Genomic DNA, 19,321 nt, shown 5'->3' with positions numbered 1-19,321 from the left:
TGAGTGGCTGCCCTTTTTAAAAGTTTGGTGGGCTGGCGTACGTTGATCTTTCATCTTAACCATATGCTTTAATTTAAATTATATTGATTTTCATTGATGTACCTTCCGGTGGATCTATTCTTTACGGTTACCCCCATTTTCACCTAAATAGGGCGCATTCCCTCAGAATCTAACTCTCTCATCTATCTTAATGGAACAACTCCTGAGTTGTTTATAATGAGATATACAATCTTAAAGTTGTTAGGTGGGCATTTTACAACTAATATGTTGTTTAAAGTGGCTGGTACAACGGTAGAGTTGTTTGAGGTGTGTGATGAAGAATATTGATGAAATTGCAGCGCTGCTCATTGAGCAACGTAAAAAGCTGGGTATCGAGCAAAAAGATATGTACATGCGAATTGGCATGAAGCAGCAACAATATCAACGTATTGAAGCAGGTAGTGACGTAAAACTATCGACTTTGATTAGAGTACTGGAAGGGTTGGATTTAGAGCTTTCTATTGTTCCTAAGGGAGGTAAAGCGGCATCTTCTCTAGTTGAGAGGGTACCAGACAGCCAAAGTGAACTTGGCAAAAGTAAAGGTGAGCTAGAAGATGACTCTGATGACCTTGGGTTTTGGTTCAACTCAGAGGATAACTCATGAGCAAGCAGCTCGAGAAAGTTGAAGGCTTAAACATCCAACTACACGGTATCGATGTCGCTGTTATAGCGCATTATGCTGGTGGAAAAAATATACTGACCTTCAATCCCGAATTTGTTGCGATGCCAGTTGAGAAGCGGCCTGTTTTTACTTTGAGGCAACTGCGTGACCCTGGCTATTTAGATAAGCCCCAGATTCGGACCGATAAAATCCCGCCTGTATTATCCAACCTGTTGCCAGAGGGAGCATTGAGAGAGCTGACAGCCAAAGCGCTCCAATGCCACGTAAACAATGAGTTTTCGATCCTTGCCTACTTAGGCGCTAACTTGCCAGGAGCACTAATCGCTAAGCCGATAAAAGCGGGTGATGTGCCCGATTGGGCGCTGGAGCAGCGATTATCGACAGAGCCTCAGCAAATCAATGTTAAACATGCTGATACTAAATTCTCATTGGCTGGTGTACAGATGAAGTTTTCCTCATCACATCTGGATGGTCGATATCATATCGATCAGGAAATCTCGGAGGATATGTGGATTATTAAAACCCCATCCACTGTTCATAAAGGTGTGCCTGTTAATGAGTACACTTGCATGAAATTGGCTGAAGCAGCGGGGGCAGAGATCCCGGAAGTGCGGCTAATCGAACTCGATGAGCTGGAAGGCTTGCCAAGCATTAGATTGCCAGATGAGCAGTATGCTTATGGGATAAAGCGTTTTGACCGCAGTGATAATGGCCGTATTCATACGGAAGATTTTGCTCAAGTGTTTGGCCTCTACCCCTCGGACAAGTATCAACGGGTTAATTACGCGCAGCTTGGCAGTGTCATCTACCAGTCAAGTTCAGAGCGCTTGAAAGACATTCAGCAGATGGCAAGAAGGCTACTGATTAACATTTTGCTTGGCAACGGCGATGCACACCTTAAAAACTGGACGTTGATTTATAGCGATGCATTCTCCCCGCGCTTGTCCCCCCTTTACGATGTGGTATTCACCTCTCCGTATATAGAAAATGACAGCCTTGCGCTGAACATGGTGGGAACCAAGCAATGGTTTGAAATCACCATGAAGCACTTTGAAGTGTGGGCTGAGAAGGCCGGAGCACCGTGGGTAGCGATTAAGCCACATTTGCTTGATGTAATAGATAAGGCCCGAAATCATTGGCCAGAGTTACTGCAAAAGTTGCCAATGATTGATGAGCACAAGAGAGCAATGGTGCAACATTGGCAGAGCTTGGATGAAGATTTTAGAATCCCCAGAGCCTCATAAAGTCGCTAGGCCATTTAACCATTTAGCCATTTAAAGGTCTTGTGAAATGCATAAATACAAAAAGGGCAGTAACTCAGGGAGTTACTGCCCTTTCCAAACGTTTGGTGGAGCTGGCGCCAGCTGGCTTTGAGGATTTTTATTCAATAAAATCAATAATTTGATTTCTTTTGTTGTTGCTCGATACCACATCAGCAACCGCATAAATCAATTGCTTACGAAGAAGCTGAAAAAAACTTACTCATATGAGAAAAGAGTCTAAAATAAAGTTCCTTTATTATGACTTTTCGGCCATTCAAATATGGTAAATAACCAGATGAGACTATCTCCCATCTGGTTATGAATTTACCACATTGAGAGTTCTAATGTGTCGGCCCAATCACGATGATACCAAGCTCTTCTTGTAAGCGTTCGACTTCATCCTTGCCGAGGATGAATTCTGCATCTCCAATCGCTTGATGAGAGAAGACCTCTGTGCTTTCTCGCTCAAGTATGAACAGGGTAATGATGAGCTGCTTTTTGATTTCGAGTTCTTCTTCCACGGTCATGAAAGCCCCATGATGTGCAAAAGCAACGAAGTCTATTAGCTCGATTAAACTTTTCATAAATGACACCTCTTTCAAGAAATTAGATTTCATCATCAACGAAGATCTAAGTGCTGGAAATACACTTACGCCGGGGAAAATCGTGCTTTGGAAAAGGCAGTTGGCCATCGGTGTTTGGCAGGTTTCTTGACATCCTGTTCATTACTGTAATCTGGAGGCCCATTAGCTAATAGGAGGTCATATGAAGAAGGTCTACCAATTTCAGGGAGTTCGTTATTACACTGAAGTCGGCTATAACTGTGTGTTGATATTTAATGCGGATACCCATCAGTTCGTTTACCAGCTTTATGGCAGCACTCTTGATGAAGAGGGCACTTTTCATCACTTTGTGAGTAAGTACTTGAGATAGTCAGCCATAATCGTTGAACTTCAAGCACAAGGCCGCAGAGTTCCACTGTGGTTTTCTTTTTTACCCGTCAACGTAATCAGCAGGTTGCAATAACAGTACTAGAATGGCCGTATATTCGTCATAGACGATGATGCCGAAGAGCTGATCGGCTGAAAAGCTCAGAGTTTTGATTCAAAGGGGACGTATTTACAAGGTTTAGACCTTTTCATCTTTCTAACCAAGAGTCATAGGTATCGATACAGTACCTGGCAGACAAGCCGTCAAATCAATAAAATCAGCAGACCCATAAACGTGGTCACTGCCTCACCCTCGTCTCTTTTTGAAAAAAGAGACGAGGGAGTACGAAGATGCCGAAGTCCAGCAATGGCAGGGCTTAGAGGCGTAAGATAAAGTAAAATCGACGAACGATTTTGGACGACAGCGTCAAATCAGCCGGATCTAGTCACCAATTTTTGAGTGATATGAGCGGGAAGCAGCCCCATAGCAATTTGTCACCACACTGTCTCTAGCAACAAGCTTGTAGGCGTTGGGAACGCCATTATCTCCCTTTCACAACAGAGACGCGCCCTTTCCAAATGCGCACCTAACACTTTACTGATTATTTGCGGTTGTGAAGCAAAAAACTGAATCAATATTGTTGTCTTGTTAAGAGATATGCATCGTGAAAAGTCGGCCTGCTGTTAGTTAATCCTTTGATTATACTTATTGGGTAATGGAAAAGAGTATTTTTTCTTATGCCTGACATGTCGTTATTCTCATCGAAAAATACCAAGTTGGAGGTTGGCTTACGTAAGCTCATTTTCTCCAAGGGATTTCGTTACCGGTTACACGTCCGAGACCTTAAAGGCTCTCCTGATCTGGTCTTTCCCAAATACAAGGCAGTTATCTTTGTACATGGCTGCTTTTGGCACGCTCATGATGAATGCAGAGTTTCACATATTCCAAAATCAAACCAAGCATTTTGGCTTGAGAAATTCCGACGTAACCGTGAGCGTGATAGTAAGGCCAAGGAGTGGCTTGAAAAGAACGGGTGGAGAGTATTGGTTATCTGGGAATGTGCTTTGAAGAAGTCTGCTAGCTTTTCTGTAGATGAGCTAATTGATTTTGTATGCTGCTGGTTATGTGGAGAGGCGCAGTCTTGTGAGGTGAGAGGGGAAAGCCCTTTGCCAATGCTTGAGTTAGATATTAATTTGTTTGAGGCTCGACCGTGTGTAACTAGTAAACAAAATATTTAGATATTTTTCATTTTTACATAAATATTTTATTTTGAAGTAAATTAATCCCATTGCCTATGAGGGGGATTCATTCTGATGTTGTATTGACTAAAATAAATGAGTTTATCCATTATGATTGTTCCTCCTGAATCTTATGAAAATGTGAAGCAAAAATAAGAAAATTATGTCTCAGGTACTAAAGGTTGTAGGTACATCACGGAAGGTATCTTTGAGGCGATAATTAATTCAGTAGGGAATGTTCGCATATCTTTTTAAAGGCGCCCACTATTGTGGGCATTTAGTCAGTCTATTCCTGTGCCGACAAAGTGTATAGTTATTCCATTCTTTGCTTTAATGTTCCTAATTCATGTGTATCTTCTTCCTGAAGGAAGAGGTGTTGCCTATTGTTAACTTTTCCAAATTCAATGAAGGGTAAGTTAGCAAGAAGGGTTTCAGGAATATTTCTTCGGCTACCGCTGTTTTCTAATGCTGCATCGACGTGAACCACTTCCTCTTCAAGGAGTTTTTCGAATACGATTTTTGCTCGTCGATGTGATTCGGTGAACGGTTTCCCATCGGCACAGGTGAGAGATAAACCACTTATATCAACATTGTTTACAAATATATTAGACCTCCCGGATAGGCTCTCTAATTCCATTCCGATGTAATTTTTTAAAAGTGGAAGAATATCCGTGTTGTAATTCATATATTTATCCTCTGCCTAATCATATGTGTAATATATTGAATTGCGCCTTCTCGTTAAGTGATCTGTGTCATATAAGTGTTTTGTTGTTATGCGTTATATGTCTACAGGCTTATTGCGCAGTAGGTGCTGCTCTCTACATAGTCGGAATTCAGTGCTACCATACTGTTTTATCGATGTTTAGTTGTGAAAGGCCATGAAGTTAGACGGCATACCTCTACTGTCATTTTTCACCGGTGCAGGCTTCCTAGATATAGGCTTCTTGCAGAATGGGTTTCATACCCTCTGGCATAACGAAAACTATTTGCCTTTTGTGAAGGGGTTTGAAGCTGGAGTGTCCTCACTGGGGTACAGCGGCCCTTCGGCGAAGGTCCAGAATACACGGTCTGTATTGGAGATTGGTCCGAATGAAATCCTGAGTGAAGCTTTTGGTGGCAATAAACCGCCAGGCTTGTTTGGGATTATTGGTGGCCCACCTTGCCCGGACTTTTCTGTAGGCGGCAAAAACAAAGGGGAAACGGGGAGCAACGGAAAGCTATCGGAAGTGTACGTAAACCGTATTCTTGAAATTAACCCTGCCTTCTTCTTGTTTGAGAATGTCCCTGGCCTTTTGCGCACAAGCAAGCACCGTGAATTTCTGGCAAACCTTCTGGATAAATTAACCAGCCGTTATGTGGTTGATATAAAAATACTGAATGCGCTTGATTTTGGGGTCCCTCAGGACCGCGAGCGTGTTTTTATTGTTGGTTTCCGGAAGACTTATTTGCGCCCCCTTCTGCCATCGCCACGTTTAAAGAAACTTGTCTCGATATCGGATTCGGTTCCCAGGCTGCGCAGTTACGCGACAAATGCCTTTTTTGAAATGTATGAAAATTGGTTTCCATGGCCTGAAGTCCCTGAATTCCATGGTGCCAAGTCCCGTTTTAGCTGGCCCAATGAACCTGTTGAAAAAGGAGGGGTACCCGATCGTCCTCCCTGTCCCGAGTCATTGATGGTCGGAACATATATTTGCGACGAAGCCCGTTTTTCGCTGCCCAACAGTGATGAATGGCTTTCCCCAAAAAGCAGTAAAATCGGTGAAGTCCTTGAAGGTGATGTATCCCGCAAGAGCTTCAAGCGCCTCCACCGCTACAGATATAGCCCGACTGCGGCTTACGGCAATAATGAGGTGCATTTGCATCCGACGCTTCCGCGGCGCCTGTCTGTGCGCGAGGCTATGCTGATCCAGTCTGTGCCTAATGAATATAAGCTCCCTGAAGACATGACACTAACCAATAAGTTCAAGACGATAGGTAACGGTGTCCCTGTGAAGTTATCTGCTGCTATATCAGGGGCTATTTTGAGTTTTCTCGAGGAATTAAATAAATGAAGCCTTTTGACCTGACGCCGGATCCCAAAGTTCTTATTGCCTTAACCCATACACCGCTTAAGCCAATGGATGCGCTATCTGAGCTAATAGATAACGCTATTGACTCCTTTACGCTATCGAGAAACTCGGGTTTTGAGGTATCGAACCCGATGGCAATTGTGGACCTTCCTTCCCGCAAGGAGCTGGAGGATAACCTGGGGACTATCCGTGTCCGTGATAACGGTATCGGTATGTCCCCTGAAATGGCAGAAAAAGCGCTAAAAGCAGGGTTTTCCGGCAACAACCCATACGATAGCCTGGGCCTGTTCGGGATGGGACTCAACATTGCCACGGGCAAGCTGGGTAGCCGGACAACGGTTATAACCGCCCGTAAGGGGGATTCACAGGCACTGAAAGTTGTTGTCGATCTTATTGCCATCCAGGAGCAAGCCAGCTTTGAGGTTATCCCTGAGCTTGTCGATAAGCCTGATGGTTTTGAAAACGGTACCATTGTTGAAATATCGAATTGGTGGCCAAAAGGTAATGCGAACTCAGACTTTATTCAAAAGTTGATTGCTTACGGCCGCCCGAAGGTACGGTCTGAAATTGGCCGCCGTTACTCCACTTTACTGAAGCAGAAATTAGTCAATATTGTTGTCAATGGCGAGCCTTGCAAGCCTTTCCATCATTGTGTCTGGGGAAGTAAGCGCTTCGTCGAACACAAAGGTATTGGGAGGGTTTATGCCAAGCGAGAGTTTTCTGAAGTTATCGGCACCCAGAAACGTTGTACTGAGTGCTTTGCCCTAGTGCCAGAAGATCGTGAATCATGTCCGGCCTGTCCCTCCTTGTCATTAAGGACGATAGATGAAACCGTCAAGGGCTGGGTTGGGATCCAGCGCTATGATGATGAATCTCATTTTGGCATTGATTTGATCCGAAACGGGCGAGCAATTAGGTTACTGGAAAAAGCGGCCTTTTTTGAATTTGTTGACGAATTTGGCATATCATTCAAGGATTACCCTGCTGATAGTACTTACGGCCGTATTATCGGTGAGGTTGAAATTGACCACGTCCCAGTTGATTTCATGAAGCAAGATTTCCAGCGTAGTAGCCCGGAATGGCAGCATGCGATTCATTTTCTTCGAGGCAGTACTTCTCTCTGGCCCGGCCGCACTAACGGGGTTCCAAATGACTCTCCAATATATACCCTTTTTCAGGGGTTCCGCCGTGTTCGCCAGTTTGGCAAGAAAGATCTCTATATGGGGTACTGGGATGAAGAAAAAAATAAAGCAAGTCGCATCCCCCGACCGACAGAAAAAGAATACCTCCGGAAATTTCATGAGGGATTGCCGGGCTATTTCGATGATGATGAATGGTGGAAGCTTGTTGAGGAGGCCGATACGAAACCTGTCGAGTCGCTTGTTGAGTGTCCGGAATGTTCGGCCGAAAACCTCCAGTCAGCCGAACTATGCATGGCCTGCGGCGCAACTTTGATCGGTAAGCCATGCCTTGAATGTGAGGCGGAAATTCCGTTGTCTGCGCTGTCATGCCATTTATGCGGTGCATCACAGGTCCCTGAAGTAGTCGAGCCGTGGTTATGTTTGGTTTGCAATACTAGAAATACCGCCGAGGCTGAAAATTGCTCTAAATGCGATTCCCCCCGTGGTACACCCAACAAGCTCTCGCCGGAATACCTACAGATAAATTCGGACTATGATGAGTCACTTTCTATTTCGGGGTGCTCGGTCAAGCTGGCTGATGGCACCAACAGTCAGCCAATTGATGTTGAGTGTTATTCGGTACATCGCCCAATGGTCCTTAATCATAAAGGCACGGTATTACCTGTGGTTGTGAATAAAGGCGAAGCCGTAGAAATCTTTGTCGATAAAACGCACCCACTATTTAAGTCATTAGCGATTAAGCCGGAAGAAATTATTGCCAGCGAGGTTGCATATTACAAACATGTCTCTAATGGCCGTCTGACGGGTACTGTGTTTCAGCCAGCTCATTCCCTGAGCAATATTGAGTGGGAGATCCTTAATAAATATTGGTCCGATTCGCTATCAGATAGTTCGGTTAGTGTCAGGGAAGATGTTGAGTCACTTTTTGCCGAACTGGCTAGCCGTCTTCCTGATATTTTAGTTAGTGCTTCTGAGGAGATCTTTGAGGAGTTAGTTGAAAAAGATAAGAAGGAACTAGTCGGAAATCTTATCGATAAAGGCGAAGACATATCGAAAATGGAGCAGTTCAAATCTGATGGTTCATTTATGCGCTTTGTTGGTGTCAGCGCAATAGTCTCTATTTTTGATAAGCATACGGCGTACTTTTTTGACGGGGCTATTTGGAGCGAACCGTTTTCATCCATCGTTGGCATTCAGGACTCTATAATGGATGATCTCCGCTTACAGACGCGAAACCGATACTTAAATTGCTTAGAAGATTGTGCCAGCTTCCTGGGCTATCAAAATGTTGATCCGGTATTGGTGAAAAGAACCCGTGCTAGTTTGGAGTTTCTTAAAAAAGGACTTGAGAGCTAGATGTTTTTTAACGAAGTAAGTATATATGGCTCATGGCAGGCGTTTGAGCGTTTGGTCTGCCGTTATCTAGCCCATAAAGGATTTTCCGGTGTTCGCCTGGTTGGCCAAACTCGCGACAAGGGCGCAGATGTAATTGCCCACAAAGGCGGTAAACGCTGGCTTATTCAGGTTAAACACTGGAAAGCCAAGATTGGTGTAGAGGTGGTCGACACAACCCTTGAATCTTTGCGTTATTACCGTGCTGATGTACCGGTTATTGTGGCGCTGAATGGTTTTCAGGATAAAGCTTTAAGGCAGCAACAGGTTTTGTTGGCGCAAGGGATCCCACTTCAATTATGGAGTGCTAGTAAACTTGTCAAAAACACCTCTCGTCTTTCTGATGACTATCCCTACGGCTGTCCCAGCGAAGTATTTGAGCGTCGTGATTACCAGGAAAATGCCATTCAGCAACTGGTCCATGAATACCACCGCCCTGAAGCAAATCGTACATTGGTCGTCATGGCAACGGGCCTTGGCAAGTCGCATGTCACATTTGAATTTCTTCGGCGAATATTGTCAGGGGGGGAGATCAGGGTCCTTTTCCTGGCCCACACCAATGATCTAGTTTACCAGCTGGAGCGCTCATTTTGGCCATACCTGAAAACATCTCAGGAAACGCTTGTATGGAATGGCTATGAGCGCCCTATCGCGGATGAGCTCGAGAGGGTTCCGTTTGTATTCGCCTGCCTCAATACCGTGTCGTCATATGTACAAAATGGCCATCAGCTACCGCCGTTCGATGTTGTATTTGTTGATGAGTGCCATCATGTTGGGGACGACGGGATGTATGCCGATATATTGGATGCGGCAGATGCAGGCCGCCCTGGAGGCCCTTTTCTTGTTGGTGCAACAGCGACACCGTGGAGGCCCGATGAAACCGATTTGAAGGGTATATTCGGCAACCCGATTGTTAGCATTGACCTGGTCAAAGGGTTGAAAAGCGGTTTCTTGTCGAATGTCGACTACCGGATGTTTACTGACAATATTGACTGGAATGCCTTGCGGGACTTGAAGGGCGATAACTTTTCACCCAGGAAAATTAACCGGACCCTGTTTATTTCTGAATGGGATGATGCCGTTGTCCTTGAGCTGAAAAAAGCATGGTCAGAGCAGCAGGTTCCCCGTGCGATAGTCTTTTGCGGAACGGTCGATCACGCCATAACGATGCGCGACCGGATCAATGCGCTAGGGTTCTGCCGTGCCGAAGCGATCTACTCCAGAACAATGGGGGGGATGGTGCTTGAAGGCTATGAGCGTAACCGAATATTGTGCGACTTCCATGACGGGGCAATACAGGTGGTGTGTGCCGTTGATATTTTCAATGAGGGCATTGATGTTCCTGATGTTAATATTGTTGTATTTCAAAGGGTAACACACAGTAGGCGGATATTTATCCAGCAGTTGGGGAGGGGGCTCCGCTTAAGTCCGGGTAAAGACAAGGTCATTGTCTTGGATTTTGTCTCGGATATCCGGCGCTTTGCCGCCGGCATAAGCCTGAAGGACTCGCTGAGAGAAGCTGATGGCCCGTTGCCTGGCCGTCCTGTCCGTTTGCGCCTACCTTATAAAGTTTCATTCTGTAAGGTTGGCGGGGAAGATCCCAAGACTGAGTCTTTTTTACGCCAGTGGCTCGATGATGTTGCCGCTATAGAAGAAGCCAATGAAGATGCTTCGGTACTCAAGTTTCCACCGTCATTTAACAAGGGGTAATTTTCGAAATGACGTTTGATGATGTTATAGGCCAAGTTGAATCAATGGTCGGTTTGGAGCTGAAAAGTATCCGGCCAGGCGCTGACATAACCATTACCAAAGTTGATACTGAATCCAAACGTATATGCCTGAAAACTTCAAAAGGAAAAGATAGGTCTCGTCCGTTTAGTGAGCTACAGCGCATATGGGAGGCCCTGTGTGAGAGTGGTTATGCCCATGTAGATAGTGTACTTAATGGTTCGGGATCAAGTCGGAACCAGCCAGAAACCATCATTGCTTGTTTGCCACAGATAGAGTGGTTTTATCTCGATGGGAAAAAGCACTTGGTTATTATGCCCGATAATACACACTCGCTTGGTCAGCTGCGAAAAATGGACGTGGTTGCTGCTGAGGAGTTGAAAAAAAAGTTAGAGCAAGCAGAGAGAAACGTAGAAAACCAAGAACAGGTAAGAATACAGACAGTTGTTGTTAGCCAGGATATCGCAACACATTCGGGAATATTGGAACGACAGTCCGGTGTCTCTCCGTGCCTTCTTGAGCAGGGTGTTTATGAGTTTGTTCTTGCTGGTTCAAAAGCTCTTTTGGTTTCAGATGGTGTGGCCCCTGAAAACCTTGCTGTTGGTACCTATGTTGTTTTGTCGGGGAGTCCAGTAATCAACGCACCTTATAAAGTTGTTCGCATTATGGAACAGAGATACTTTCTACAGTCGTTGAATGGGCTGAATGCCTTGTACGAGAGGTAGTTGCCTCATCGTTTTGTTGTAACTGGAGTATCGTTTAATTCTTATGGTTATATATCTTTGTTAGGTCTATTTTGTATTGTATGTTCATACAGGGTAGAATCCAGCTCTTTCTGATTTTGCAGTTTATGTGTAGGCAGTGGCTATGGCGAGTATTTTCTCCTTCTTTACGGGTTCGGGGTTTCTGGATCTAGGCTTTGAAAAAGCAGGTTTTCATACTGCAGCAGTAAATGAGTTTCATGGCCCGTTCCTTGACGCATACAAACACTCGCGGAAGGTTATGTCTTTGGATGAGCCTAAGTTTGGCCATTACCATTGCAGTATCGAGGAGTTTATTGACCAAGGCGAACATGTCGAGGAGCTGAAGACGCAGGTCGCTCAGCTGCAGTCTGAACGTGAGATGGTCGGTTTCATAGGTGGCCCGCCGTGCCCGGATTTCTCCGTCGGCGGCAAGAACAAGGGGCACGAGGGTGAAAATGGGCGTCTTTCGCGTACCTATGTGGACGCTATTATCCAGCATAAGCCTGACTTTTTCCTGTTCGAAAACGTTAAGGGCCTCTGGCGTACCAAGCGCCACCGCGAGTTCTACGAGCAGCTTAAATCCGATCTGCGTGATGCGGGCTATGTGCTGACGGATCATCTGGTGAACTGTATCCAGTATGGCGCTCCACAGGACCGTGACCGCATCTTGATGTTCGGGATCAAAAATGAGCATGTAGCCTCCCAGCTAGATGCACAGTCGCTTGAAGCGAAGTGTATCCCGGTCGAGTTGTTTAACTGGGAAAAACCTCACATGAAATTTGATCGCGACGAAGCATTGAAGGCGCCAGCATGGCCAACCACTGCACCGTTCAATGAAAGCGTTGAATCTCCTATGCCCGAAGGGGTCATCCGTTCGTTGACGATAGAACATTGGTTTGAGGAGAACGATGTTCTCAACCACCCCAATGCGGATGCTTTCTTTAAGCCTAAGTCAGATAAGTTCAAACTGGTTGAAGAAGGCGATACTAGCAAGAAGTCGTTCAAGCGTCTGCACCGCTGGCGCTACTCGCCGACGGCAGCCTATGGTAATAACGAGGTTCACCTTCACCCTTACGAAGCCCGCCGATTGAGTGCAGCTGAAGCTCTGGCGATCCAGTCTCTACCTAAAGAGTTTGAACTGCCGGCAACCATGACGTTGAGTGACAAGTTCAAAACAATTGGGAACGGTGTTCCGTATGTTGCTGCCCTTGGGGTTGCTAATACGATTCAGGACTTTTTGCACCGTATCCGCTGATCAATAGATTAGTATCTACTTTTTCATATACCCACAGGTTTCCCTGTGGGTATATTTGTTTTAGAGATACCTATATCGCTTGGGTAGTAAATCCCAGTTTTTTTCGCTCCAGATCGCGTCGGAACTTGTGAATACGGGCTTGGAGTCACAGCCTAAGCCTAGCTCACCAGTTATTGGCGAGGTGAGTTTGAGCCCGGGACCAAGGGTGAATAGCCAGTTTGGCGCGTTGTTTTCCACTCCTATCACGGGGTAGAGGTAATCTATTTTCTGCCTTCCAGGGGCTTCGGGTGTCGGTATGGCGAGGTATCGTATCTCTGTTACTACAGCCTGTTGTGTTAATAGGCTGGCTTTTAATGAATAAAAACCGGCCATACCAGTCCTGAAGCGGTCATCGGTTACTCTTTCTTCATCTCTCCGTGGCATGATAGCAACAAGGTCGTTATAGCGGATGTTCTTCGTACCTATGTATGGTATTCGGGCACACTCTTCAATACGGCTATCGTCAATTGATGCTTTGAGGCTGCCGATTTTTGAATTGAGGAAGTCGTTTAACCACGCATTGCCTGCCGCTCCTCCGGCAGCATTCTTTTGGCTTGGCAATAAGGGGAAGGCGCCTATGCCGATATGGTTTATTGCTTCATAGTATGGGTTTTCATGAGCATTCTCTTTTCTTTGTTCTATGTATCCTGGATATAAAATATAAGCGCCGAAGACTGGTCGTGTTTGGTAGGTTAGCCCATTTTCGCCGTTATGGTTTTGGATCAGGGCATCACGGTAACGGTGCATCTGGTTGATCGCATCGTCAGGTGCCATGTCTTGAGCTGTAATATTTCTATCGTTATTTTCTATCCTATATTTGGCATCAAATAGCCAGACAATCTTTTCGCCGGTCGTAAACTGGACTTCTAGCAAAATGTCTGGTTGCTGCGGTGTTATCCATGACTTTATGTACTTGGTGATTTTGGTAAAACGGGGCTCATGGGCTAACCGGATGGTAACGCCGTCGCTACGTTTAAAATTGAAGGCCCCGCGAAAGCCGTTTTCGGTTACATACTCCAGGCCTTTTGTCTTCAGCGAGGCCTTTTGGCTTTTGGTTTCAGCAAAGCCAAGGTCTAGTATCTGCTGCCGGATTTCGAGGAAGCACCAAACCTCATAAAGCTCAGCAATCGACTTCATTGAGATTGATGACTGTTTACCAAGTACATCGAGGTACAGTTTTAATTGTTGCCAAACTCTGTAAACATTGGCGTACCCTGTTTTCTGGTGAAGGACCAATGACTCCTTGAGTAGCCCATCGTAATGTCCTACCTCTTTCAAAACCGGGGTGCGGGTGTATGTTTCTATGTTTTTTTGCCATTTTGACAACCGTTCAAAAAACACACCAGATAACCTTTTCTGGTCTTTATTGGTTTCATATCGCCATGCTGCCTGTGATAGCTTCCCTAGGTTACGGTGTGCGTGTTCAAGCGTCATCTTTATAAATCGGTTTTCAGGGGTATCGATACTGAGTATCTTTTGTTTTACGGTAAACCGTCGGTCATAGCTACCGCTGTGAAGCGTTTCACTGACTTTCTCAGCAAGGCGTGGCGATACCTTCCCTTTTAGCTTGTCGGCTTTTATACGTTTGGTATATGGCTGCAGCCGATTATGCGGGGAGTTGATTATTAGCTTTATCCCTTTTTCGTACTCGCTCCAAAGTGCTTCAAATTGTGCTAGCCAAAGTAGAGGAAACGTTTGCTGCTGGGTCTTTGTGCTCCCTGCATCTTGTTGTGTTTTTTCTGCAAGGGCAAACCGCCACAGTGGATACTCTTCATCGATTTTTCGGTACATTGCAGCAAGGTCGCTGGCCATATCCATCTTTAAAGGGAGTACTTCAATAGTGACTAAGGCTTCGCATTTTCTCTCGTTCTTAAAGTAACGGAAGGGAAGCTTGAACCGTCCGATATCATTCGCAAAATTAATGCTCCCCCTCAGAACCGGCCCTTTCCGGTTACTGAAATGGAAGGATGAATTTACGCTGTTGAGGTTATGCACCAGTCTTGGGGCAAATTCCTCCTCAGTGTCAACCTCCTCACTGAACGAAAACTCAAATTCGTATTGTGTATTTTCAAAGAATAGGGGTTGGGACACTTTGAGGTGGTTGCTAGCTGTATGGGGTGGGGGAATGCACACCGTTGCCCCTTCACAAGTAACATCATGGATGCACAATGGTGGTGTAAAGGATATTTCTGTGGGCTTCGTCTCTTTATTTCTGGCCTTGAGGGTTGTAGCAAGCCGCTTCTGCGGCTTGCTTACGTCCTTAGTCCAAACAGCCAACTCCCAGTCTGGCGTTTTAATCCAAAGGATATCTGGCATCGGTTATTGCTCTCTTTTGTTATTGGTTATGGCCAGAAGCTGGCAAAGCCGTTTGATTGAAGCCTTCCTTGCATCCATTCCAGTTTTCCTTTGCTACGGCAAGGTACGAGTAGTGGTTCGCTACTGTCAGGCGAAGACTCCCTCAAAAGGTCTTGGCGTTGTGTGTCCCATATGCCATTCAGTTGCTGGCGTATGACTTTTTCCAGGTCGCTCAACAGTGTCTGTTCGTTATAGATTTCATGTTCGTCAACGTCCTTGCTTGCAAGTTTGTCTGCATCACCCTCGATCCTTGGTAGGATTTTGCACATCAGGAAATCATCCCAGGTCGCCTGTAGTTGTGTGTCATTCTCAGGAGCCGTGCATATTACGCTCAATAAGAGCTCGTTGAGTGCCCGGTAGGCTAACTCGAAAGGTGTGCCTTTAAGGATACTGTTTATTTCGCTGAGGAAGTTTATGGATTTCTCCCCATCGGGGTCGGATGGCGTATTCTTGAGTGCATCAAGGCTTGCCCTGCTTAAGGTCGGGTAACCAAGGGCCAGCGGCTTTGTCTGCGGTTCAAAGTATTGGAGGAAATCGTTAGGGTAGAACATACCAAAATCAATGGTTAGGGCTCGGTCGATAACTTTCCTTGAGAAGCCGTGGGTCGTTTCGTCCATGTTGACGGTACCTGCGACAATAAGGTTGAACGGTAGCGATATACCATTAGTTTGGAAGTAACGCCAAATGTTGTCGTATTTACTGCCTTCTAGCCCAAGGTCTCTGCGTAGCTTATCCTTTCCTGCTTCTTCAAGCTGCTCAAATAAAGTCGGCTTTAATAGCGGGTCACAGTCATAATAGTAATCAAAGCTCGTGCTGTTTGTGTCGTTGAATTCTTCCAGCTCTTCCGGGGTGTACCAAGTTCGAGTTTCCATCACCGAAAGGTAGTCAGCAAAGTATTGCTCAACCGGGGCTAGATTCATTTCATCAAGGCAAAGCCAGAATGGCCTGATGCTTTCCAGCACTCCTCCTTCCCAGTAAAGGTCGCCATCTGAATCAACGATATCATCAATGATCTCAAGCCAGGCCTGCACTATGAATTTCAGGACATCGGTTGCGATATACTCTGCGCCACTCTTCCCTAGGCGTGAAATGTAACCAAGCAAATCAGAGGGCTCATGCCAGTCTGGTCTTACTGAAACTAGGCAGTATGTTTGCTCAAGGTCGCCGCTTGATTTGGCCTGTTCACGGATGAAGCGGGTTTTACCTGTACCGGAAATACCGGCAAGTAAAATAAAGGGTTTTGGTAGTGGCGTTAGTTCGATTTGTGGCTGCTGTTCTTCATGCTCTGAATAACTTTCGTCACTTACGTCCAATGTTTCACCAAGGGGGTGAATGTCTTCTGGAAACCATTGTACTACTTTGTTTTTAGTCTGGTTCCTACCCTGTCGTCCTTTCATGAAACCAACTTTTGGAAGGTGGCATACGATAGTTTCAATAATCGTGCGGTCGTTCCCCCCAGAGTTATAGACTGTATCAGTATGAATTGGCCTTCCTTTCGAGAGTGCCGTTGCGTAAGTATTGAGCCTATCAAAAGTAATCTTTTGTGGGTTATTAGTGCCTCGTCTTACCATAATTCCGTTGGTGGCTTCTTCGACACTCTCGATAACAACGGTTGATGACGAGTTCGATATATATTGAAGTTCGCTACCTATTAGGTTTTTTATACCTTGGATAATTTCTTGAAAGATCTGGTCTTTGTCCATTACGGTAATGTTCCTCGGATTCGTTGTTGGTATTTTAGTTACGTGACCACAAATCGATGACGCTTGTATTGCTCAATTCTGATGACATGAAGGCAAGCACTTTATAGTTATGAATATAATATCATTATTATCAGGTAATTACATTTTTAGACATTTCTCGCTACTTGCTAGATCTATGTATTATTAGCGTCTTGAAGGATCATGTTTTTACCCTCTTTAGTTTTTCCTAAAATTAGCACCATTATATTCCGGTAAATCTTGGCCGTCAGGTAATGTCAGTGCAGGAACGATCAAAAGTAGGGGGGAGGGGGATGACTTTTTTACACCTAGGGCGGCGAAAAATTAGATTCTATTCTTCTTGGTATGCGATTACCCCTCCCATACCAAATGTGACTTATAGTCCGTGGTTCGCTAGAACTTACCCAGCTAACCTATCTGATTTTGCTGAGAGGTTAATAATGGCGCTGAGGGAAAATACGGCTTTGCTGCTGAGGGAGATGCGGCTGGAAAGGGGGCTGAGCCAAGAGAGGTTGGCCAAGGCTTCGGGAATCGACCGCACATTCATTTCCGGCGTAGAGCGCAACAGGCGCAATATTACCCTGGATACCCTAGACCGCCTTCTTGCCGCTCTCGGGGTCGACAGCCACCAGTTCCTTTGCCTTTTGGCCGACAAGGAAAATGCTAAAGGGAGTCGATGAATGCCTTGGCTTCGCTGATGCCGTCCTCGACCGTGAACACGAGGCCACTATCGAGCTCGTCGCTGCCGTCGGATACCGTGTATTCATAGCCGCCGCGGTACCGGTCGGCGTTGTTCTCTATGTATATTGTGTATCCCTTGTATGACTCTTCATGGGTAATTTCTGGGTAAGTGTCTTCGGTCATCAGCTTCTCCTCTTTATTTCTATTATCAGGGAGATAGGCTGGCCATGTCCACGGACTATAAGTCACATAGTAATCGGTCTTCATGTTACTTGGTGCTTATGGCTTCGGCGGCATAGAAGAACGCCTTAGCAACACTTGCCATACTTTTTCAATCGCGTAGTAATGATCACGTAAAGTTGCTGGGCTTAGATGTGAATTCCTGTTCCAGTAGCGGTGCACGTGTGCCCTTCCAAGCTGTCTGATGTCCGAGATGTTTTCGTGCTTTGCAATATTAAGCATGATGGCAATCATCCTATTTCTGACCCGTTTGCGAGCAGGATGATTGCCGGTTTTCATTATCCCGCCGCTTAATTGGCGGATTTGGTACTCGATTCGATGCAATTGATTACCCTATGTACGAGTTGGTGACGGAAATTCGCTTGTGGCCCAATTCTTTACTAACCACTCTCCTTGCTGCTTTATCTATTAACTTGGCTTCTTTAATTGAGACATTCAGCTTTTCTGCTAGGTACTGATGGTGCTCTTTCCCATGTGAAACTTGAGCCAATACAGGACATTGAACTCCAGTCACATTGGTTAAGTTTTGGATGGTCTCTGAGTAGAGTCTCTGAGCAAAGAACCTTCTTTCGCTGTGGGCCAGATAGCCAGTTATTGAGAGGAACTGCCGATAGCAATGAGCAGAGTACTCAGCGTAAGTTTTATCGTGAGGTATTAAAGAGTAATGAGTACCTTGAAACGGCAAAGCTTCTTCAAGCGCCCTGATTTGCTCAGGGTTACGGATGGTAACTGTTCGTGGTGTTTGATTTTTTTCGCAATCTATACGGATATAGCCATATTGTAATGCTGATGACAGGGCCTTTTGCACGTTGAGCTTACAACTTCCTTCGAACCTTGCTCCAAAATGCCGCATTAACCCCATCTGAGCTGCAAGTCTTGGCTCGACCATAGAGCGTGCATTCTCATGATGCTTATCAGTGATTGTCTTGCTCTCCCTTAAAATATCATCCCTTTCTGGGTAGCCTGCTTGGCTTGCTGTAAATCGTACATTTTGATCTCCACGAGCTTGAGCCAACACTGTGTTTACTGCAGATAGGTAGTTAGCTGCTGATGTATATGATTTGAGCCTGTCAGAAGCATATTCAACTCGGTGGCGCAAGTGATCTGCATATTCCATGAGATGAGACTTAGTTATTTTTCGCAGATCACCGATACCATGCTTAGCCTTTACCCAATGAGCAAATTGCTTAAAGCGTGATATTTGATTGTGGGTAGTTGATATGCCCGTAACCTTATTCCCTTGCTTCTCTTGTAAGGCCTTTTGGGCTGCTGAGATCATATCCCTACTGCCTAAACCAAAATTACGGGCATTTGGGTTTTGTCGCTCCCAACGGCATCTTGTTATCTTCATGAACACCTCTTTGAATAGTTAAGTGTGATTGACTATTTGTGTGGAGTATCATGAGGATGGAGAATGTTCCTTTAACTACAAAGGAGGTAGTGGCGGGGAATTTTGTATCTATATCTTTAGTTGAGGGTGTGGGTGAAAATTTACTTGTATTTGTTTTTTAAGCTTTTAAAGAGAGTGCAGGTATGATCTATAATAACCATACCTGATATTGAACTAACTTGTGTGTTTATGATTTTTTAATTAAATATGTAAGGTGTCTCTTTTTTTAATTAAACCCTTAACAATATTTCGTAATTTATCTTTACATTTTACCCCTAGTATTCTAGCTTTTAATATGGCTTCAACTTCATGTTTTAACCAACCTGAAGATTGCTCCCCAAGGGTAATTGAAGGTGGAAACACACCTTCACCAATATGCCGGTAAATAGTTTTATCTTTAAGTGTGGTTATTTCCTCAATATCGCTCATCCTGATAAAGGCTATGGCGATTTTACTACTTTCTTCAGACATTATT

17 protein-coding genes are annotated in these 19,321 nt (G+C 45.1%); 10 read left to right on the top strand and 7 right to left on the bottom strand.

Going from position 1 to position 19,321, the window contains the following annotated elements:
• Positions 1–313: 313 nt before the first annotated feature.
• Both C9I98_RS13770 and C9I98_RS13765 read left to right on the top strand, forming a co-directional pair.
• The gene (locus C9I98_RS13770; protein ID WP_036822206.1) at positions 314–643 is read left to right on the top strand and encodes a helix-turn-helix domain-containing protein; all 330 of its coding nucleotides are present in this window, start codon (positions 314–316) and stop codon (positions 641–643) included.
• Positions 640–1,905, top strand: a complete 1,266-nt coding sequence (locus tag C9I98_RS13765) for a type II toxin-antitoxin system HipA family toxin (protein ID WP_036822203.1) — start codon at positions 640–642, stop codon at positions 1,903–1,905. Before C9I98_RS13770 ends, C9I98_RS13765 begins: the two co-directional genes overlap by 4 nt.
• A gap of 359 nt (positions 1,906–2,264) precedes the next feature.
• Here the strand turns inward: C9I98_RS13765 and C9I98_RS13760 are convergent, their stop codons facing one another.
• Positions 2,265–2,507 (bottom strand): hypothetical protein, encoded by a 243-nt coding sequence (locus C9I98_RS13760; RefSeq protein WP_036818211.1) that lies wholly within the window; start codon positions 2,505–2,507, stop codon positions 2,265–2,267.
• Between the two features lie 181 nt (positions 2,508–2,688).
• On the opposite strand from C9I98_RS13760, the gene C9I98_RS26540 reads away from it, so the two are divergent.
• The gene (locus C9I98_RS26540; RefSeq protein ID WP_158262687.1) at positions 2,689–2,856 is read left to right on the top strand and encodes a hypothetical protein; all 168 of its coding nucleotides are present in this window, start codon (positions 2,689–2,691) and stop codon (positions 2,854–2,856) included.
• A 734-nt stretch (positions 2,857–3,590) separates the two neighbouring features.
• Positions 3,591–4,091: a very short patch repair endonuclease gene (locus C9I98_RS13755; RefSeq protein WP_081878859.1), complete on the top strand. Its 501-nt coding sequence runs from the start codon at positions 3,591–3,593 to the stop codon at positions 4,089–4,091.
• Positions 4,092–4,404: 313 nt separating this feature from the next.
• Here the strand turns inward: C9I98_RS13755 and C9I98_RS13750 are convergent, their stop codons facing one another.
• Complete coding sequence (locus tag C9I98_RS13750) at positions 4,405–4,776, bottom strand: hypothetical protein (RefSeq protein ID WP_036818213.1); 372 nt, start codon at positions 4,774–4,776, stop codon at positions 4,405–4,407.
• Positions 4,777–4,969: 193 nt separating this feature from the next.
• Between C9I98_RS13750 and C9I98_RS13745 the strand changes: the two genes are divergently transcribed.
• From C9I98_RS13745 to C9I98_RS13725, 5 genes are all read left to right on the top strand, one after another.
• Entirely contained in the window at positions 4,970–6,142 is a 1,173-nt protein-coding gene (locus C9I98_RS13745) for a DNA cytosine methyltransferase (RefSeq protein ID WP_036818215.1), read from the top strand.
• Complete coding sequence (locus tag C9I98_RS13740; RefSeq protein WP_107272101.1) at positions 6,139–8,658, top strand: ATP-binding protein; 2,520 nt, start codon at positions 6,139–6,141, stop codon at positions 8,656–8,658. Before C9I98_RS13745 ends, C9I98_RS13740 begins: the two co-directional genes overlap by 4 nt.
• Positions 8,659–10,404: a DEAD/DEAH box helicase family protein gene (locus C9I98_RS13735; RefSeq protein ID WP_036823161.1), complete on the top strand. Its 1,746-nt coding sequence runs from the start codon at positions 8,659–8,661 to the stop codon at positions 10,402–10,404.
• Positions 10,405–10,412: 8 nt separating this feature from the next.
• On the top strand, positions 10,413–11,147 hold the full coding sequence (locus tag C9I98_RS13730) for a hypothetical protein (protein WP_036823159.1): 735 nt from the start codon (positions 10,413–10,415) through the stop codon (positions 11,145–11,147).
• Positions 11,148–11,289: 142 nt separating this feature from the next.
• Complete coding sequence (locus C9I98_RS13725; RefSeq protein WP_107272100.1) at positions 11,290–12,420, top strand: DNA cytosine methyltransferase; 1,131 nt, start codon at positions 11,290–11,292, stop codon at positions 12,418–12,420.
• A 60-nt stretch (positions 12,421–12,480) separates the two neighbouring features.
• On the opposite strand, the gene C9I98_RS13720 is transcribed toward C9I98_RS13725, so the two are convergent.
• Complete coding sequence (locus tag C9I98_RS13720; RefSeq protein WP_107272099.1) at positions 12,481–14,775, bottom strand: DUF2357 domain-containing protein; 2,295 nt, start codon at positions 14,773–14,775, stop codon at positions 12,481–12,483.
• Between the two features lie 26 nt (positions 14,776–14,801).
• Positions 14,802–16,517, bottom strand: coding sequence for an McrB family protein (locus tag C9I98_RS13715; RefSeq protein ID WP_245907158.1), 1,716 nt, complete (start codon positions 16,515–16,517; stop codon positions 14,802–14,804).
• Between the two features lie 272 nt (positions 16,518–16,789).
• Between C9I98_RS13715 and C9I98_RS27130 the strand changes: the two genes are divergently transcribed.
• Entirely contained in the window at positions 16,790–17,215 is a 426-nt protein-coding gene (locus tag C9I98_RS27130; protein WP_425440728.1) for a helix-turn-helix domain-containing protein, read from the top strand.
• Here C9I98_RS27130 and C9I98_RS13705 read toward each other — a convergent pair.
• From C9I98_RS13705 to C9I98_RS13695, 3 genes are all read right to left on the bottom strand, one after another.
• Positions 17,199–17,465 (bottom strand): hypothetical protein, encoded by a 267-nt coding sequence (locus C9I98_RS13705; RefSeq protein WP_211318326.1) that lies wholly within the window; start codon positions 17,463–17,465, stop codon positions 17,199–17,201. The two genes, C9I98_RS27130 and C9I98_RS13705, sit on opposite strands and share 17 nt — an antisense overlap.
• Before the next feature lie 319 nt (positions 17,466–17,784).
• Positions 17,785–18,807 carry an integrase domain-containing protein gene (locus tag C9I98_RS13700; RefSeq protein WP_051902444.1) on the bottom strand — a complete coding sequence of 341 codons (1,023 nt, stop codon included), beginning with the start codon at positions 18,805–18,807 and terminating at the stop codon, positions 17,785–17,787.
• A 240-nt stretch (positions 18,808–19,047) separates the two neighbouring features.
• On the bottom strand, positions 19,048–19,317 hold the full coding sequence (locus C9I98_RS13695) for a helix-turn-helix transcriptional regulator (RefSeq protein WP_107272098.1): 270 nt from the start codon (positions 19,315–19,317) through the stop codon (positions 19,048–19,050).
• Positions 19,318–19,321 lie beyond the last annotated feature (4 nt).

The sequence above is a fragment of the Photobacterium sanctipauli genome (assembly GCF_003026495.1).
Lineage (GTDB): Bacteria > Pseudomonadota > Gammaproteobacteria > Enterobacterales > Vibrionaceae > Photobacterium > Photobacterium sanctipauli.
This window is presented reverse-complemented; position numbering and strand designations above follow the sequence as displayed.

Coding starts and splice junctions, on each gene's coding strand:
- C9I98_RS13770 (WP_036822206.1), top strand. CDS start 314: ATGAAGAATATTGATGAAATTGCAGCGCTGCTCATTGAGCAACGTAAA.
- C9I98_RS13765 (WP_036822203.1), top strand. CDS start 640: ATGAGCAAGCAGCTCGAGAAAGTTGAAGGCTTAAACATCCAACTACAC.
- C9I98_RS13760 (WP_036818211.1), bottom strand. CDS start 2,507: ATGAAAAGTTTAATCGAGCTAATAGACTTCGTTGCTTTTGCACATCAT.
- C9I98_RS26540 (WP_158262687.1), top strand. CDS start 2,689: ATGAAGAAGGTCTACCAATTTCAGGGAGTTCGTTATTACACTGAAGTC.
- C9I98_RS13755 (WP_081878859.1), top strand. CDS start 3,591: ATGCCTGACATGTCGTTATTCTCATCGAAAAATACCAAGTTGGAGGTT.
- C9I98_RS13750 (WP_036818213.1), bottom strand. CDS start 4,776: ATGAATTACAACACGGATATTCTTCCACTTTTAAAAAATTACATCGGA.
- C9I98_RS13745 (WP_036818215.1), top strand. CDS start 4,970: ATGAAGTTAGACGGCATACCTCTACTGTCATTTTTCACCGGTGCAGGC.
- C9I98_RS13740 (WP_107272101.1), top strand. CDS start 6,139: ATGAAGCCTTTTGACCTGACGCCGGATCCCAAAGTTCTTATTGCCTTA.
- C9I98_RS13735 (WP_036823161.1), top strand. CDS start 8,659: ATGTTTTTTAACGAAGTAAGTATATATGGCTCATGGCAGGCGTTTGAG.
- C9I98_RS13730 (WP_036823159.1), top strand. CDS start 10,413: ATGACGTTTGATGATGTTATAGGCCAAGTTGAATCAATGGTCGGTTTG.
- C9I98_RS13725 (WP_107272100.1), top strand. CDS start 11,290: ATGGCGAGTATTTTCTCCTTCTTTACGGGTTCGGGGTTTCTGGATCTA.
- C9I98_RS13720 (WP_107272099.1), bottom strand. CDS start 14,775: ATGCCAGATATCCTTTGGATTAAAACGCCAGACTGGGAGTTGGCTGTT.
- C9I98_RS13715 (WP_245907158.1), bottom strand. CDS start 16,517: ATGGACAAAGACCAGATCTTTCAAGAAATTATCCAAGGTATAAAAAAC.
- C9I98_RS27130 (WP_425440728.1), top strand. CDS start 16,790: ATGTCAGTGCAGGAACGATCAAAAGTAGGGGGGAGGGGGATGACTTTT.
- C9I98_RS13700 (WP_051902444.1), bottom strand. CDS start 18,807: ATGAAGATAACAAGATGCCGTTGGGAGCGACAAAACCCAAATGCCCGT.
- C9I98_RS13695 (WP_107272098.1), bottom strand. CDS start 19,317: ATGTCTGAAGAAAGTAGTAAAATCGCCATAGCCTTTATCAGGATGAGC.